This window comes from Nonomuraea terrae, from assembly GCF_044465245.1.
GTDB lineage: Bacteria > Actinomycetota > Actinomycetes > Streptosporangiales > Streptosporangiaceae > Nonomuraea > Nonomuraea terrae.
This window is the reverse complement of the sequence record NZ_JBITLL010000008.1, coordinates 498,185-512,668: the sequence shown is the minus strand read 5'-3', so window position 1 is coordinate 512,668 and position 14,484 is coordinate 498,185. Positions and strand designations below refer to the sequence as shown.

Below are 14,484 nucleotides of genomic sequence, written 5' to 3'. Positions count from 1 at the left end.
CGCTTCGCTTCGTGGCCGGCCGGTCACGATGATCGCCGGCTGTCCACGGCCGAGTCCACCGGTTCGCGGTCACACCTCCCAGGTGACCGGGAGGCTCTTGACCCCGTAGATGTCCGCGGTCTCCGGGCGCAGGGCGACCTCCTCAGCCGGTACGGCCAGGCGCAGGGTGGGGAAGCGGTTGATCAGCGCGGGGAGCGCGACGCGCAGCTCGACGCGGGCCAGTTGCTGGCCGAGGCACTGGTGGATGCCGTGGCTGAAGGCCAGATGCCCGCCGTTCTGCCTGCGCAGGTCGAGCACGTGGGGGTCGGTGAAACGTTCGGGGTCGCGGTTGGCGGTGTTGAGCGACAGGATGACCGTCGTTCCGGCCTTGATGGTCTGACCGCCCAGCTCGACGTCCTCCAGCGCGACCCGCTGGAACTGCTTGGCGACGCTCAGGTACCGCAGCAGCTCCTCGACGGCGTTGTCGGTGAGCGTGGGGTCGGCGCGCAGCGCGGCGAGCTGCTCCGGGTTCCGCAGCAGGGCGAAGGTGCCCAGCGCCAGCATGTTCGCGGTGGTGTCGAACCCGGCCGACAGCAGGATCAGGGCCATGCCCCGCAGTTCCTCGTCGGTCAGGTCGCTGTCGGTCAGGTCGCTGAGCACGTCGTCGGTGGGGTCGGCGCGTTTGGCGGCCACCAGGTCAGCGAGGTACTGCTGGGTCGCGGTGTAGGCCGCGAACAGCTCCTCGTCGCCGACCTCCCCGCCGAGGAACTTGTCGATGTTGTCCTGGAAGGAGCCGCGGTCCTCGTACGGCACGCCCAGCAACTCGCAGATGATGACGGCGGGGATGGGCTTGGCGAACGCGGTGACCAGGTCCGCCGTGGGCCCGGCCTTCTCCATCGCGTCCAGGTGCTCGGCGGTGACCTGCTCGACGCGTTCGGTGAGCTGCCGCATCCGCCGGACGGTGAACTTGCCCACCAGCGGTTTGCGGTATCGGCTGTGCTGCGGCTCGTCCATGAGGAGGAACTCGCCGGGCGGCGCCGGCGGGACCTCGATCTCGCCGTAGTCGATGGTCGGGTGGTGGCGCATGAGCTCCCTGCGGGAGCTGAAGCGTTGGTCGGCCAGGACCGACCTGACCAGGTCGTATCCGGTGATCAACCAGCCCTGGTGTCCGTCGGCGAAGGGCAGGCGGCTGATCGGGCCGTGCTCGCGGGCCTCGATGAGGTCCTTGGGCGGGTCGAAGGGGCAGCCGGGCTGACGCGTGGTCGGCAGCGTGGGGACGGTGTATACCATGATCATTCCTTGCTCGCGAAAAGTCGCGTCGCGTTCAGATTTCCTGTCGATCGCGGGAAGTGCGTTCAGGCAGCTGTCGGAGTCACGGAAAGCGATGACGCTCTTGAACGGTGATTCGACTGTCTCGATCAACGGCGCGGTATCGCGATGCGCACCGACGAAGTCGCGCGCGACCCCCGCGCCGCGATCTGCCTGTCCGCCATGTTGATCAAGACGGGCTCGATCAGTACGGCCTAGGCGATTTTGCGGCGGTAAGCGGCCATGGCGAAGAGGTACGCGATGATGAAAATGGCGACGCACCAGGCCAGGGCGATCCAGATGTCGGCGCCGACCGGCTGCTGGGTGAACAGGTCACGGATGGCGTTGACGATGGAGGTCACCGGCTGGTGCTCGGCGAAGGCGCGCAGCGGGCCGGGCATGGTGTCGGTGGGCACGAAGGCCGAGCTGAGGAACGGCAGGAAGATGAGCGGGTAGGAGAACGCGCTCGCCCCGTCCACGGACTTCGCCGACAGACCGGCGATGACGGCGATCCAGGTCAAGGCCAGGGTGAACAGGATGAGCATGCCGGCGACCGCGAGCCATGCCAGCACACCCGCTCCCGAGCGGAAGCCCATGAGCAGGGCGACGAGCACGACGACCACGAGCGAGACCAGATTGGCGACCAGCGAGGTCAGCACGTGCGCCCACAGCACGGACGAGCGGGCGATCGGCATGGACTGGAAGCGCTCGAAGATGCCGCTCTTCATGTCCATGAAGAGCCGGAACGCGGTGTAGGCGATGCCCGAGGCGATCGTGATGAGCAGGATGCCGGGCAGCAGGTAGTTCACATACGAGACCGGGCCGGTGTTGATCGCGCCGCCGAACACGTAGACGAACAGCAGCAGCATGGCGATCGGCATGACCGTGGTCGTGATGATGGTGTCCGCGCTGCGCGTGATGTGGCGCAGGGATCGTCCTAACAGGGCGGCGGTGTCGACGAAGAAATACTTGGTCATCGTTGTTCCTTGATCGTCCGTGTCGCGTTCTTGCCGTTGGCGCCGACGAGCGTGAGGAACACGTCCTCAAGGGTCGGCTGTTTTTCCACGTATTCGACCTTGGCGGGCGGGAGCAGCTGCTTGAGCTCGGCCAGGGTGCCGTTCACGATGATCCGGCCCTCGTGCAGGATCGCGATCCGGTCTGCGAGTTGTTCGGCCTCGTCCAGATACTGGGTGGTGAGCAGCACCGTCGTGCCCTGGTCGGCGAGTTCCTTGACGGCCTGCCACACCTCGATGCGCGCCTGGGGGTCGAGCCCGGTCGTCGGCTCGTCGAGGAAGACGACCGGCGGATCGCCGATGAGGCTCATCGCGATGTCGAGGCGCCGGCGCATGCCGCCGGAGTACGTCGACACCTTCCGCGCCGCCGCGTCGGTCAGCGAGAAACGCTCCAGCAGGTCATCGGCGATCCTGCCGGGATCCTTGAGGTGCCGTAAACGGGCGACCAGCACGAGGTTCTCCCGCCCGCTGAGGATCTCGTCGACGGCGGCGAACTGTCCGGTGAGGCTGATCGACTCTCGCACGTTCGCCGGTTGCGCGGCGACGTCCAAGCCGTTGACCCTGGCCGTGCCCGCGTCGGCCTTGAGCAGCGTGGACAGGATTTTCACGACCGTGGTCTTGCCCGCCCCGTTCGAGCCGAGCAGGGCGAAGATGCTGCCTCGCGCCACGTCGAAGTCCACGCCGCGCAGCACCCGCAGCTCCTTGTACGACTTCTCCAGGCCCTGCACGTGGATCGCCTGGGTTTGCTGTGCCGTCATCAGACGGTCCTCTCTTCTTCTCCGGTGTCTTCACCGGCGGCCCGCTCGATGGCGCTGGTGAGCCGTTCGCGCTCCCGGCTGATCCACCGCCCCGCCGAGTAGTTCTGCGCGAACGCCTCGACGAACTCCACGGGGTCCTCCCCGAAGATCTCGCGGATGGGGGTTCCGTCCGCCGCGCTCTGCTCGAACAGATCGGCAAGGTCCTCGTACATCGAGGCCGCGTCGGCGCCGTCCCCCGGCCCGAAGTGCATCAGGTACCGCTCCATCGCCTCGACCGCCGTGCGATAGCTCTCGGGAAGCTGTTTGGTGCGCGCTTTGTACCGCCGCCAGCGCCTCTTGTCCTCGAGCGGTCCGGTGACCACCTCCAGGTACTGCAGGTAGCGACTCTTCGGCTCGTTCGACCCTGTGTCCATGTCTACTTACCTTCTTCGCGGAGCTGTTCGAGCCGTTCTGCGAGGAAGCTCCAGGTCCTCCAGAACTCTTCGAGGTACGCCCGGCCCTGAGCGTTCAGGGAATACACCTTGCGCGGCGGCCCCTTCTCGGACGGGACCTTCTCCACGTCGACGAGACCGCGCCGCTCGATCCTGACGAGCAGCGCGTAGACGGTGCCCTCGGCGATGTCGCTGAAGCCCTGATCCCGCAGCCATGCCGTGATCTCGTAGCCGTAGGCGGGCCGGCCGGACAGGATCGCGAGGACGATGCCCTCCAGCGTTCCCTTGAGCATCTCCGTCAGGAGCTTGCCCATGGAACACCCCTTCCTTGAGCTACTTGGTGTTACTGACTACCAGTACATAGTAACGCTGAATACCGGCGGCGCAAGCCCCACGAACGGGTCGCTCGTGGCGCACGGCGAGCTTGTCGTAGCGGGTGGCCGCAGCGCGGTGACGGAACCGGCGGCGATGAGCGGGGACGGCCGTCCAGCAGAAGTCGGCGACGAAGAGGAGGAAGAGCGCGGCGAGGACGTTCTTGGCGGCGTTCAGACCTCGCGTGCTCTCGTCGAGCAACATGCGCGGTGACCGGGGCCGCGGAGCCCTTGACGGGCGGCGAGGGTTCGCCGGCGGTGCGCCGCGTGCGCACCGCCGGTCACCCGGGATGAGGAAACAACGGCTACTTGCAGAGATCACGCGCATGCGTGCGACTGGCCTGCTGGTGAGGGCACGATCTGACCCCGGGACCCAAGATCCAGGCGTCGGGAGTCCTCACTCACCAGCGGCTACCAGGCACCGACTCTGCCCCGACGGCAGAGCCGGTGGCTCTCGTCAGGCGTTGTAGCCGCCGTGGGCGTCCAGCACCGCGCCCGTGATGTACGAGGCGGCGGGGCTCGCCAGGAAGGCGATCGCTGCGGCGATCTCCTGCGGATGGCCCTTGCGCTGCAGCGACAGCGTGCTGAGCAGCGCCTTGAGGGTCTCGGGGGTGGTTTCCATCCCGCCCTCCATCAGTCCGGCTTCCACCACGTTGGCCGTGATGTCCCGGGGTCCGAGGTCGCGGGCGACGCCCATGGTGTAGCGCTCGATCCCGGCCTTGGTCGCCGAGTAGTCGGCATTGCCGGGGAGGCCGACCCGGGTGCCTAGTCCCGAGCTCACCGTGATGATGCGGCCGTCCGTGCGCAGAACCCGGGAGGCGGCCCGGATGATCGCGATCACGCCGAGGTAGTTCGTGGCGTGCATGCGGTCCAGCGCGGCGGTGTCGGCGTCCGGATCGTCCACCGTGCGGCCGGCAACCGAGATCGCCGCGTTGTTGACGAGGATGTCCAGGCCGCCGAAGTGCGCGACCACCTCGTCGATCAGTGCCGGCGCCCCGCTCGTTTCCGCCTGGTCGGACCTGAGGGCGACGGCCTTCGCCCCGTTGCCGCGCACCTCCTCGACAACGGCCTGCGCCCGGTGCTCAGAGCTGACATAAGTGAACGCGACGTCGGCGCCCTGCTCGGCCAGCAGTCGTACGGTCGCGGCTCCCAGCCCGCGGGAACCCCCGGTGACCAGGGCGACCTTGCCCGTGAGGGGCTTGTTCATTGTTCTCACCTCGCTGATTCGTGTTGTCGCAACGCTATTGGTTACGACAATCCGATCGCAACTTTTCTTGTTACGACTGAGCTGGTCGTAACATGGAGCGTTACGGCCGAGGGGAGGAGGGTGCGTGAGCGCCAACAGCAGGTTGACCATCGCCGCCCACGCGCTGGCCTGGATCGGCCTCTACCAGCGCCAGGGCCATGAGGTGGCCACTTCCGAGCAGATCGCGACCAGCGCCAACACCAATCCCGTGGTGATCAGGCGGCTGCTGGGCGAACTGCGCAGGGCGGGGCTCGTGGAGTCCCGGCGAGGCGTGGGCGCGGGCTGGTCGCTGGCGCGCGAGCTCGCATCGATCACCCTGCTCGACGTGTACGAAGCAGTGGAACCCGGCCCGCTGTTCGCGATGCACCGCGCCACCCCGGACCAGGAGTGCGCCATCGGTTACGGCATCCAGCCGGCGATGCAGGGAATCTACGAGAGCATCGAGGAGACCCTGAGGCGCGAGCTCGCCCGCGTCACGCTGGAGGACGTACTGCGGGACGTCCTCGCCGCACCTCGCTAGAGCGCTACAGGCGTCGTTCACGCGCTGCCGCCGCAGGATCAGGCGGCTCCGTCCTGGGGGATCGCAGGGCCACGTGAGATGCGCCAGATCAGATACGACTGCAGCAGGCCGGCGGCGGTGAGGATCACTGTGAGAAGTACGGGGTCCGCCATCTGAGGTGGGACCGCAGCCCATCCCCACCAGATGAGCGGCCCAAGAGGGAACGTCAGGAGCATGAGAGCGACGCCGGACAGCAGGATCGGGTCTGACACGGTCAGGAGGATCACCACCGAGACGACGCCGAGAAGCACCACCAGACTGGCGTACACGCCGGCGAGAACCGCCGCGACCCGGCCATTCCTGTAACGCGTCATGCGGTCACTTCCTTGGATCCGTGGGCTCAGCCTAGCCACGGGCTCGAAAGCTCCCTCCCGGACCTCGGTCGACACCGCGCGAGCGGGCGTGACGGTGAGCGGACCTGCCTGGAACTTTGGGTCTTGCGTAAGGGTCGCTGTCAATTTACGCTGCGCCGCAAGTTAGGAAACTTTCTTAACGGAGCCAGGCAGTGGCGGCCTTCCCGGTGGTTGGGCGAGCGGTCGCCCGTGACCGCGAGCTCCCGAAGAATCGGAGTCGTTCGTGAGGCGAAGTGCAGGTGTGAGGGTCTTCGCGGTCGTGGCCGCGCTGATGGTGCCGCTGATGGTGCCGTCCGGCGCGAGCGCGGCCGGAGCGCGGCCGGCGGCGGCCGACCCGCTGGTGTCACACGGCAAGACCGTGACGGCCTCCTCGGTCGAGGCCGCCGGGCTGGAGCCGGGCAAGGCGGTGGACGGCAGCGCGTCCACGCGGTGGGCCAGTGCCGAGGGCGTGGACCCGCAGTGGATCCGGGTGGACCTCGGCTCCACGCACGCCGTCTCCCGCGTGCGGCTGACCTGGGAGGCCGCCTACGCCAGGGCGTACCGGGTGCAGACCTCGCCTGACGGGACCACCTGGAGCGACGTCTACTCCACCGCCGCCGGCGACGGGGCGACCGACGACCTCACGGTCAGCGGCAGCGGCCGGTACGTGCGGGTGTACGGCACGCAGCGCGGCACCCCCTACGGCTACTCCCTGTGGGAGATGGAGGTCTACGGCACTCCCGCGGGCGGCGGGGGCGGCGGCACCCCGGTCCAGGCCAACGGGCAGCTACGGGTGTGCGGTATCAAGCTCTGCAACGAGAACGGCAAGCAGATCCAGTTGCGCGGCATGAGCAGCCACGGCATCCAGTGGTACGACCAGTGCCTCAACAACGCGTCGCTCGACGCGCTGGCGAACGACTGGAAGGCCGACGTCCTGCGCATCTCGATGTACGTCCAGGAGGGCGGCTACGAGACCGACCCCCGGCTGTTCACCGACCGCGTGCACTCCCTGATCGAGATGGCCACCGCCCGCGGGATGTACGCGATCGTGGACTGGCACATGCTCACCCCCGGTGACCCGATGTACAACCTCAGCCGGGCCAGGACGTTCTTCACCGAGATCGCCCAGCGGCACAACGGCAAGAACAACGTCCTGTACGAGATCGCCAACGAGCCGAACGGTGACGCCGTCACCTGGTCCGTCATCCGCGACTACGCGCACCAGCTCATCCCGGTGATCCGGCAGTACGACCCCGACGCCCCGGTCCTGGTCGGCACCCGCGCGTGGTCGTCGCTCGGCGTCTCCGGCGGCGGCAACGAGACCGAGATCGTCAACAACCCGGTCAACGCGGCCAACATCATGTACACGTTCCACTTCTACGCGGCCTCGCACGGCACCGAGTACCTGAACACGTTGTCCCGGGCCGCCGACCGGCTGCCGATCTTCGTGACCGAGTTCGGCACCCAGAGTGCGTCCGGTGACGGGCCCAACGACTTCGCCAGGTCGCAGCAGTACCTCGACCTGCTGGCGCAGAAGAAGATCAGCTGGGTGAACTGGAACTTCTCCGACGACTTCCGTACGGGCGCCGTCTTCACCACCGGGACCTGCCCGAACGGCTCGTTCGCGGGGACGGGCAGGCTCAAGGAGGCCGGCGTCTGGGTCCGTGACCGGATCCGCACCGCCGACGACTTCTGACGCGGGACAGGTGTGTGGCGCGGGCGCCCCGATGCGGGGCGCCCGCGTCCGGCATGTCGTCGCCGTCTTCAGGCGGCCGCGCCCTGTGGTGCCAGGGTGAGAGCGGACCTCGCCGGGGGCTCGTGATGCCGCGCGAGGTACGCTCCACGGTGGACTATCGGGAGGATCCGTACCGAAAGGTGCGCAAGGGTGCAGCGGGAGGCTGCTGTCCATCGGGGTTCTCACGGCGACGGGAGGCTGAACGTTGGCGCGCCGGATAACGCTCTTCGACGCAGTGATCATGGCCGGGGGCCTGATGCTCCTGGCGGTCGGTGTCCACCAGGCGGGCCCCGCACTGGCGGCGGCACGCGGTGACGGCACGCCGGGCACGTTCACCGCCGTACGCGCGGATTGCTTCGAGCACCATCCCGGCAAGCAAGTGTGCACCTGGCTGGGCGACTTCCGGTCCGACGACGGCAGGGTGCTCCGCAAGGGGCTCACCCTCTACGACCCCGAGCAGGACTCGCTCACCGCCGGGCGCACGGTGTACGCCTTCGACACCGGGCGGCCTGATCACGTCTACGGCGCGCACGGATCCAGGGAGTGGGTCACCGTGGTCATTCTCGTCGTGCTGGGCGTGGTGCTGCTGGCCCGGCCGCTGCTGTTCCGGCGCCGCCCCCTCGACACCGCTCGGGAACCTGTGGCGAGCGGCGACGCCCGCGAAACCGGCCGTGCCTAGCGGCGAATTCCGTCGATCCGCCGCGCATGATGGCGGGAACAAGCAGGTTCTGCTGCCCCGGGAAAAAGCATCTCTGGTCCGCGCGGGCGTGCACAGGATCTCTCACAGGCCTCACAGGGCCGGCTCTCAGGGGTGGCGGGGAAGCGGCGACTCCGCCCGTTCGACGGCGGCGAACGGGCTGACGTGCAGCCACCCGGGCAGCGCCCGGCACGCGTCGCGGTCGCCGGTCAGCCGGAGTGTCTCGTCGCGCAGCGCCGCCGACCAGGTCACGTCGCCCATCCAGACGCGGGTGAGTGACGGGACCTCGGTGTCCATCCACACGCTGACCGGGAACCCGGGATCGTGGTCGCACACGTCGAGGCCGCCGGAACGGGACAACACGAGCCACCACCGCCGCTGGCCGCTCGGCGCGTCACCGAAGTGCACCTGCACCGTGGCCGCCCGCTCCGGCATGCGGGCGGGCTCGGCCTCCCGCTGGATCTGGAGCATCAGCAGCGCGGGATCGAACTCGTCCGGGCGTATCTCCTGCATCCAGCGAGCACCCCAGGCGGCCATCTGCTCCATCAGCGGCGCCAGCTCCCGCCCGGCCGGCGTGAGGAGGTAGCGCGGCTCGCCGTCGACCACGTCACGTCGTACGAGACCGGCCCGGCTCAGCTCCCGCAACCGGGTCGCCAGCAGGGAGGGGGACATCCTCGGGACGCCCCGGGCGATGGCGTTGAACCGGTCCTCGCCCCAGAGGAGCTCACGGATGACCAGCAGGGTCCAGCGTTCCGCGAGGATCTCGGCGGCTCGCGCGACCGGGCAGTGCTGACCGTACCGCTTCATGGGCCACGCTCCCGGAGGTCGCTACAGAAAACGTACTAGGCCGCGACCCGGGCGTCACGCAGTCTCAGGAAGGAAGCGAACGTATCCGAGAAGGAGTGACATGCCGGGAAAAGCAGTCGTCAGCCTGACCACCGGTCTGGAGGACACGGAACGGGTCACCGTGGCGTTCCTGGTGGCGGTCGGCGCGGCCGAGGAGGGCCGGCCGACGTTGATGTTCCTGACCAAGGAAGCCGTCCGGCTGGCGTTGGAGGGGTTCGCGGTCGGCGTGGCGTGCGCCGGTTGCCCGCCGCTGCCGGAGCTGGTCGAGCGCTACCAGAACGCGAGCGGAACGTTCCTGGTGTGCCCGATCTGCTTCAACGCCAGGGGGCTCGACGAGGCCGGGCTCATCAAGGCCGCCACGCTCGGCGGCACCGTGCCGATGTGGCGCTGGATCGGGGACGGCGCCACCACGTTCAGCTACTGACCCGTCCGATCCCGGGCGAACGGCGCTACTTCCGCTCCTGCGGGTGGGTGGCCAGGGGCTCGACGGACACGTCCATCCATTTCCACATCGGCAGCGAGGCCAGCGCCTCGTGCAGCGCGGTAGCGTCGTCGGCCTCGTAGAGGCCGATGGTGGCGTTGCGTCCGGGGACCCGCCAGAGTCGTTTGAGTATGCCCGCCTCCCGCAGCTGCATGGCGCGCTCACGCTCGGCTCGGCGCAGGCGCTCGCGGGTGTCGTCCGGTGTGTCGGCCGGCATCAGGTTCTCCGTGCGTACCAGGAACTCCACTCGGCTTCTCCTTTCACGACGCGTTGACGGCGAGCAGCAGCTCAGCGAGTTCCTTGGGCGCGGTGACCATGGCCTCGTGGCCGGTGGCGAGGTGGTGCACCGGCCAGCCGAGTGCCGCCGCCCGCTCGGCATGGGGCTGGAACACCCGCATCCAGTCGGTGCACTCGACGTACGCCGCCGGCACCTCGCCGGAGCCGCCCCCGAGCCGCAGGGGCTCGGCGTACGTGAGCCACGGGTGCGGGGTCAGGCGCGGCCCCAGCCACTCCAGGTCCGCCTCCTCCGTCACGCCGAGCACGGTCAGCGAACGCACGGGGATGAGCCAGCCGAAACCGGGGCCGGCGACCGATTCCCGGTAGTGCCCGGCCACCGTCTCCGGAAGCAGGTCGATCGCGGCGTCGCCGTCGCCGCCCACGAAAGCGTCCAGGTAGACGCGCTTGGCCAGCCGGTCAGGGACGCGGTCGGCGACGCCGGTCACCACCTGACCGGCGTAGCTGTGCCCCACCAGCACGACCTCGCGGAGGTCGTGCGCCTCCATCAGCGCCACCACGTCCTGGACATGGGTGGACAGCCCGACCGACGGGTTGAGGAGATGGGCGCGATCGCTGACGCCGGTCAGGGTCGGCGTGTGGACCTCGTGGCCGGCTTGGAGCAGCGACGGGATCACCCGCCGCCATGCCCAGCCGCCATGCCAGGCGCCGTGCACCAGGACGAACGTGCTCATGCCTCTCCCAGGTCTTCGAACAGGGCGAGCGCCGCGGCCGTGTTGGAGGCGGGCACGTGATAGGTGTCGTGGACGCGCGCGATCCGGTCGCTGAGAGCGCCGCGCATGACGAGCCACATGATCAGCTCTATGCCCTCGGTGCCGGCCTCGCGGATGTACTCCTCACGCGTGAGCGCGGCCAGTTTCTCCGGCTCGGACTCGATCGCCTGGAGGAACATGCGGTCGAACTCGGAGTTGATGAGCCCGGCCCGCGCGCCGGCGAGCTGGTGCGACATGCCGCCCGTACCGAAGACCGCGACCTTGAGATCCTGCGGGAACGACCGGATCGCGCGGCCGATCGCCTTGCCCAGCGCATGGCAGCGGGCTGCCGTCGGCTGCGGGTACTGGATCACGTTGACCAGGACCGGCACCACCGCACACGGCCAGGCCTCACCGGGATCCGGGCAGTACACCGACAGCGGCACGGTCAGGCCGTGGTCGACGTCGAGCCGGTGGAAGGTGGCGATGTCGAACCCGTCGTCCACGAGCTCACCCACGAGGTGGGCGCTCAGCTCGGGCGCTCCCACCACCGGGGGCACCGGTCGGGGGCCCCATCCTTCGTCGGCCACGTCGTAGGACTCGGCGGCGCCGATCCCGAACGTGGGCACGAGGTCCAGGTCGACCGCGTTCGCGTGGTCGTTGTACACGATCACCGCCACGTCCGGCCGGTGCGCGGCCATCCAGGCGCGGGCCGGCTCGTAGCCGTCGAACAAGGGCTTCCAGTAGGGATCGGTGGTCTTGTGGTGGTCCATGGCGGCGCCGATGGACGGCACGTGCGAAGTCGCCAGACCCCAGATGATCTCAGCCAAATCTCCGTCCTCCCGACCGCATGGCCGCCGTGAACTCCTCGGCCGACATCCCGGTGAACACGCCGCCGAGATGCTGCATCGACTTGCCGTCCAGCACCGCGAGCTTGAACGTGTAGAAGATGGACGCGCCCAGGTCGAGCATCGCGGTCCAGTCGCGCTCCAGGATCGCCTGCTTCTGCTCCGGCGAAAGGCCGTAGGCGTCGCAGTAGGCGGCCTCGTCCTCGCTGAACCGGCGCCGGTTCTCCGCGTCCTTCAACGACCCGCACAGCCGGTTGATCGCGTAGCCTCGTCTGCTCGCCGCCAGGTCGAGCAGGTAGTTGTCCTGGGCCTTGGTCATGGTCATCCCCGCTCGCTCATGGCTGATCGTCCTTTTCGGCGACCGAGTCGAGCAGCCGCCGCCGCCAGAGCTCGGTCTCGCGCAGGTCGCCGAACGTGAAGATGTGCAGGCCGCGGAGGTTGCCGCCGGTCTTCGACGCGGCGACGGCCAGCCGCCGGGTCAGCTTCGTCGGGTCGTAGCCTCCAGGAAGCAGGAAGCGCCACAGCAGGCTCTGCTGCTTGCGCAGAAACCGCGCGGACTGCCCCAGCCCGATGCCCGCCGAGATGCGCATCAGCTTCTGCCGGTTCACCGGGCCCGGTATTCCGACGTGGATCGGGAGGTCGATGCCCGCTCCGGCGAGGTCGGCGGCCCAGCTCGCCGTCGTGCCGGCGTTGAAGCAGATCTGGGTGATGATGTGCGTCGCCATCGGCGCCTTCTGCTTCAGCGACAGATCCAGGGCCTGCTGCGAGATGGCCGGGTGCCCCTCGGGATACCCGCCGATGCCGATCTCCTCGAAGGGGTGGTGAACCTCTTCCATGGCTCGCAGCAGCGCGTACGCGTTCTCGAACGCTCCGGCCGGCTTCGGCGCGTCACCGCCGATCACGAACACCGACCGCACTCGCGCCTCGCGCAGGCGCGCCACGACGTCGGCGACGTGCTGCTGGTCGAGGAACTGGCGCGCGGGCAGGTGCGGAGCGACGGCGTAGCCGTGCCGCACCAGGCGCTCGGTGAGATCCAGCGTCGTGTCGATGCCCTTCGCCTCCGTGACCGTGACGGTCAGCGGGACGGCGGTCGGCACGTTCTCCAGCACGTCGCGCTCGGTGTTCCTGACCGGTACCACCTCGTAACCGATCTGGTGCAGCAGATCGGCGGGGCGGCGAGCCGGCGGATCCGCGGCCTCCGAGCTTTCGCATCTCACAGTGCATCAGTAGAGCAAAGCGCCCGCAGAGTTTCGTCGGGCATTGAGGCAGAGCCGAATGCGACAAATGACGGAGACGTGGATGGCTCCTGTCAGGACAGAACGGTCAAGAACTCTAGGCCGAATGACGTAGTCCGGACCGGACTCCAGGGCCTGCCCCTGGAGGCGCGGTGGCTCCTACCGTCCTAAAGGGCAGCCGAGGACTTCGAGGGAGACGCCGGATGGGTTCGTTGCTGGTGATCAGTGCCCACGCGGGCGACTTCGTGTGGCGGGCAGCGGGGGCGATCGCGCTGGCGACCTCACACGGCGACCGGGCCAAGGTGCTGTGCCTGACCTTCGGCGAGCGGGGCGAGTCGGCGAAGGCCTGGCGCGAGGGCAGGACGTTGGAGGAGGTCAAGGAGCTCCGGCGCGCGGAGGCGGCCGCCGCGGCCGACGTGCTGGGAGCGGAGATCGAGTTCCTCGACGCGGGGGACTATCCGCTGCTGGAGAGCCCGGCACTGGTGGACCGGATCGTGCGCGTCTATCGCGAGGTCGACCCCTCCGTGGTGCTGACTCACCCACCGGCGGACCCCTACAACCAGGACCATCCGGCGGCCGCCCGGATGGCGCTGCAGGCGCGGGTGCTGGCCCAGGCGATCGGATACGACGCGCCGGGTGAGCCGCTGGGGGCGCCGCCGGTGTTCTTCTTCGAGCCGCACCAGCCCGAGCAGTGCGACTTCAAGCCGGATGTGCTGCTGGACATCACTCCCGTGTTCGACACCAAGCGCAAGGCGATGGAGTGCCTGCCGGCCCAGCGGCACATGTGGGACTACTACACCGACCTGGCCAGGCGCCGCGGCGTGCAGCTCAAGCGGAACGCCGGCCCGAACCTCGGCCTGCCGCACACCACCATGGGAGAGGCCTACATGCGTCTGTACCCGCAGGTCACCGGGACCCTGTCATGAGGAACGTCATCGTCACCGACCCGCCGCGCGCCGACCTCGACCACGTCACCAAGCTGGCCGGCTACGGAGTCGCGACCGTTCACGAGGCCCTCGGGCGCGTCGGTTACCTCGGCCCGAGGCTGCGCCCCGTCCATCCGGGAGCACGCGTCGGCGGCACCGCCGTCACGGTCCTGTGCTGGCCCGGTGACAATCTGATGATCCACGCCGCGGTCGAGCAATGCCGGCCCGGCGACGTCCTCGTCGTCACCACAACGTCCCCGTGCGGCGACGGGTTGTTCGGAGAGCTGTTCGCCACCGCCTTGCAGCCACGCGGGGTGCGCGGGCTGGTCACCACGACCGGCGTACGCGACGTCGCCGAACTGCGGGCCATGGGCTTTCCCGTGTGGTCGGCCGCCGTCAGCGCGCAGGGCACGGTCAAGGCGACGGCCGGCTCGGTCAACGTGCCGATCGTCGTCGAGGGGCAACTGATCCGGGCCGGTGACGCGATCCTGGCCGACGACGACGGCGTCATGGTGGTGCCCCGCCTGGAGGTCGCCTCCGCCCTCGAGGCCGCGCAGGCCCGCGTCGACAAGGAATCGGCGTCGCGAGAGGCGTTCCGCAACGGCGAGCTCGGGCTCGACCGTTACGGCCTGCGCGCCAAGCTCGCCGAACTCGGCGTGGAATACGTGAGCGCCGCCAGCTATCTCGAATGAGCCATTCGACTCGCACAGGCAAGTCGACGGTGTCGCACAGG

At 68.8% G+C, this 14,484-nt stretch carries 20 protein-coding genes; 7 read left to right on the top strand and 13 right to left on the bottom strand.

From position 1 onward, the window contains the following. Positions 1-69 precede the first annotated feature (69 nt). The 5 genes from ACIBP6_RS40850 to ACIBP6_RS40830 all read right to left on the bottom strand — a co-directional run bounded on the left by ACIBP6_RS40850 (position 70) and on the right by ACIBP6_RS40830 (position 3,803). Complete coding sequence (locus tag ACIBP6_RS40850) at positions 70-1,269, bottom strand: cytochrome P450 (protein ID WP_397059831.1); 1,200 nt, start codon at positions 1,267-1,269, stop codon at positions 70-72. 233 nt (positions 1,270-1,502) lie between these two features. Next, the gene (locus ACIBP6_RS40845) at positions 1,503-2,264 is read right to left on the bottom strand and encodes an ABC transporter permease (protein WP_397059829.1); all 762 of its coding nucleotides are present in this window, start codon (positions 2,262-2,264) and stop codon (positions 1,503-1,505) included. Further along, entirely contained in the window at positions 2,261-3,058 is a 798-nt protein-coding gene (locus tag ACIBP6_RS40840; RefSeq protein ID WP_397059827.1) for an ABC transporter ATP-binding protein, read from the bottom strand. The genes ACIBP6_RS40845 and ACIBP6_RS40840 overlap by 4 nt, the downstream gene beginning before the upstream one ends. Then, the gene (locus ACIBP6_RS40835) at positions 3,058-3,471 is read right to left on the bottom strand and encodes a DUF1048 domain-containing protein (protein WP_132607870.1); all 414 of its coding nucleotides are present in this window, start codon (positions 3,469-3,471) and stop codon (positions 3,058-3,060) included. The genes ACIBP6_RS40840 and ACIBP6_RS40835 overlap by 1 nt, the downstream gene beginning before the upstream one ends. A gap of 2 nt (positions 3,472-3,473) precedes the next feature. Continuing rightward, complete coding sequence (locus tag ACIBP6_RS40830) at positions 3,474-3,803, bottom strand: PadR family transcriptional regulator (protein WP_397059825.1); 330 nt, start codon at positions 3,801-3,803, stop codon at positions 3,474-3,476. Between ACIBP6_RS40830 and ACIBP6_RS40825 the strand changes: the two genes are divergently transcribed. Continuing rightward, positions 3,802-4,074 carry a hypothetical protein gene (locus ACIBP6_RS40825; protein WP_397059823.1) on the top strand — a complete coding sequence of 91 codons (273 nt, stop codon included), beginning with the start codon at positions 3,802-3,804 and terminating at the stop codon, positions 4,072-4,074. The two genes, ACIBP6_RS40830 and ACIBP6_RS40825, sit on opposite strands and share 2 nt — an antisense overlap. Positions 4,075-4,317: 243 nt before the next feature. Here ACIBP6_RS40825 and ACIBP6_RS40820 read toward each other — a convergent pair whose 3' ends face one another. Continuing rightward, positions 4,318-5,067 carry an SDR family NAD(P)-dependent oxidoreductase gene (locus ACIBP6_RS40820; RefSeq protein WP_397059821.1) on the bottom strand — a complete coding sequence of 250 codons (750 nt, stop codon included), beginning with the start codon at positions 5,065-5,067 and terminating at the stop codon, positions 4,318-4,320. Positions 5,068-5,191: 124 nt separating this feature from the next. On the opposite strand from ACIBP6_RS40820, the gene ACIBP6_RS40815 reads away from it, so the two are divergent. Further along, positions 5,192-5,626 (top strand): Rrf2 family transcriptional regulator, encoded by a 435-nt coding sequence (locus ACIBP6_RS40815; RefSeq protein WP_397059820.1) that lies wholly within the window; start codon positions 5,192-5,194, stop codon positions 5,624-5,626. Positions 5,627-5,664: 38 nt separating this feature from the next. Here ACIBP6_RS40815 and ACIBP6_RS40810 read toward each other — a convergent pair whose 3' ends face one another. After that, positions 5,665-5,979 carry an SCO4225 family membrane protein gene (locus tag ACIBP6_RS40810; RefSeq protein WP_397059818.1) on the bottom strand — a complete coding sequence of 105 codons (315 nt, stop codon included), beginning with the start codon at positions 5,977-5,979 and terminating at the stop codon, positions 5,665-5,667. A 280-nt stretch (positions 5,980-6,259) separates the two neighbouring features. Between ACIBP6_RS40810 and ACIBP6_RS40805 the strand changes: the two genes are divergently transcribed. Both ACIBP6_RS40805 and ACIBP6_RS40800 read left to right on the top strand, forming a co-directional pair. After that, on the top strand, positions 6,260-7,693 hold the full coding sequence (locus ACIBP6_RS40805; RefSeq protein WP_397059817.1) for a cellulase family glycosylhydrolase: 1,434 nt from the start codon (positions 6,260-6,262) through the stop codon (positions 7,691-7,693). A gap of 244 nt (positions 7,694-7,937) precedes the next feature. After that, positions 7,938-8,411, top strand: coding sequence for a hypothetical protein (locus ACIBP6_RS40800; RefSeq protein WP_397059815.1), 474 nt, complete (start codon positions 7,938-7,940; stop codon positions 8,409-8,411). A gap of 126 nt (positions 8,412-8,537) precedes the next feature. Here ACIBP6_RS40800 and ACIBP6_RS40795 read toward each other — a convergent pair whose 3' ends face one another. After that, positions 8,538-9,236, bottom strand: coding sequence for a winged helix-turn-helix transcriptional regulator (locus ACIBP6_RS40795; protein ID WP_397059813.1), 699 nt, complete (start codon positions 9,234-9,236; stop codon positions 8,538-8,540). Positions 9,237-9,336: 100 nt separating this feature from the next. Here ACIBP6_RS40795 and ACIBP6_RS40790 point away from each other — a divergent pair, with 100 nt between their 5' ends. Beyond that, positions 9,337-9,699 carry a DsrE family protein gene (locus ACIBP6_RS40790; protein ID WP_397059812.1) on the top strand — a complete coding sequence of 121 codons (363 nt, stop codon included), beginning with the start codon at positions 9,337-9,339 and terminating at the stop codon, positions 9,697-9,699. Between the two features lie 25 nt (positions 9,700-9,724). Here the strand turns inward: ACIBP6_RS40790 and ACIBP6_RS40785 are convergent, their stop codons facing one another. Genes ACIBP6_RS40785 through ACIBP6_RS40765 form a run of 5 tightly spaced genes read right to left on the bottom strand, consistent with a single transcriptional unit; the run spans position 9,725 to position 12,807 of the window. After that, positions 9,725-10,003: a muconolactone Delta-isomerase family protein gene (locus tag ACIBP6_RS40785; RefSeq protein ID WP_397059810.1), complete on the bottom strand. Its 279-nt coding sequence runs from the start codon at positions 10,001-10,003 to the stop codon at positions 9,725-9,727. Positions 10,004-10,016: 13 nt separating this feature from the next. Continuing rightward, entirely contained in the window at positions 10,017-10,724 is a 708-nt protein-coding gene (locus ACIBP6_RS40780; protein ID WP_397059808.1) for an alpha/beta fold hydrolase, read from the bottom strand. Next, the gene (locus ACIBP6_RS40775) at positions 10,721-11,572 is read right to left on the bottom strand and encodes a class III extradiol dioxygenase subunit beta (protein WP_397059806.1); all 852 of its coding nucleotides are present in this window, start codon (positions 11,570-11,572) and stop codon (positions 10,721-10,723) included. The genes ACIBP6_RS40780 and ACIBP6_RS40775 overlap by 4 nt, the downstream gene beginning before the upstream one ends. Beyond that, a complete protein-coding gene (locus ACIBP6_RS40770; protein WP_397059804.1) occupies positions 11,565-11,915 on the bottom strand; it encodes a protocatechuate 3,4-dioxygenase in 351 nt (116 codons plus the stop codon). Before ACIBP6_RS40770 ends, ACIBP6_RS40775 begins: the two co-directional genes overlap by 8 nt. A gap of 10 nt (positions 11,916-11,925) precedes the next feature. Continuing rightward, on the bottom strand, positions 11,926-12,807 hold the full coding sequence (locus ACIBP6_RS40765) for a methylenetetrahydrofolate reductase (protein WP_397059802.1): 882 nt from the start codon (positions 12,805-12,807) through the stop codon (positions 11,926-11,928). 221 nt (positions 12,808-13,028) lie between these two features. On the opposite strand from ACIBP6_RS40765, the gene ACIBP6_RS40760 reads away from it, so the two are divergent. Next, positions 13,029-13,751, top strand: coding sequence for a PIG-L deacetylase family protein (locus ACIBP6_RS40760; protein ID WP_397059800.1), 723 nt, complete (start codon positions 13,029-13,031; stop codon positions 13,749-13,751). Continuing rightward, on the top strand, positions 13,748-14,443 hold the full coding sequence (locus ACIBP6_RS40755; RefSeq protein ID WP_397059799.1) for a 4-carboxy-4-hydroxy-2-oxoadipate aldolase/oxaloacetate decarboxylase: 696 nt from the start codon (positions 13,748-13,750) through the stop codon (positions 14,441-14,443). Before ACIBP6_RS40760 ends, ACIBP6_RS40755 begins: the two co-directional genes overlap by 4 nt. Positions 14,444-14,484 lie beyond the last annotated feature (41 nt).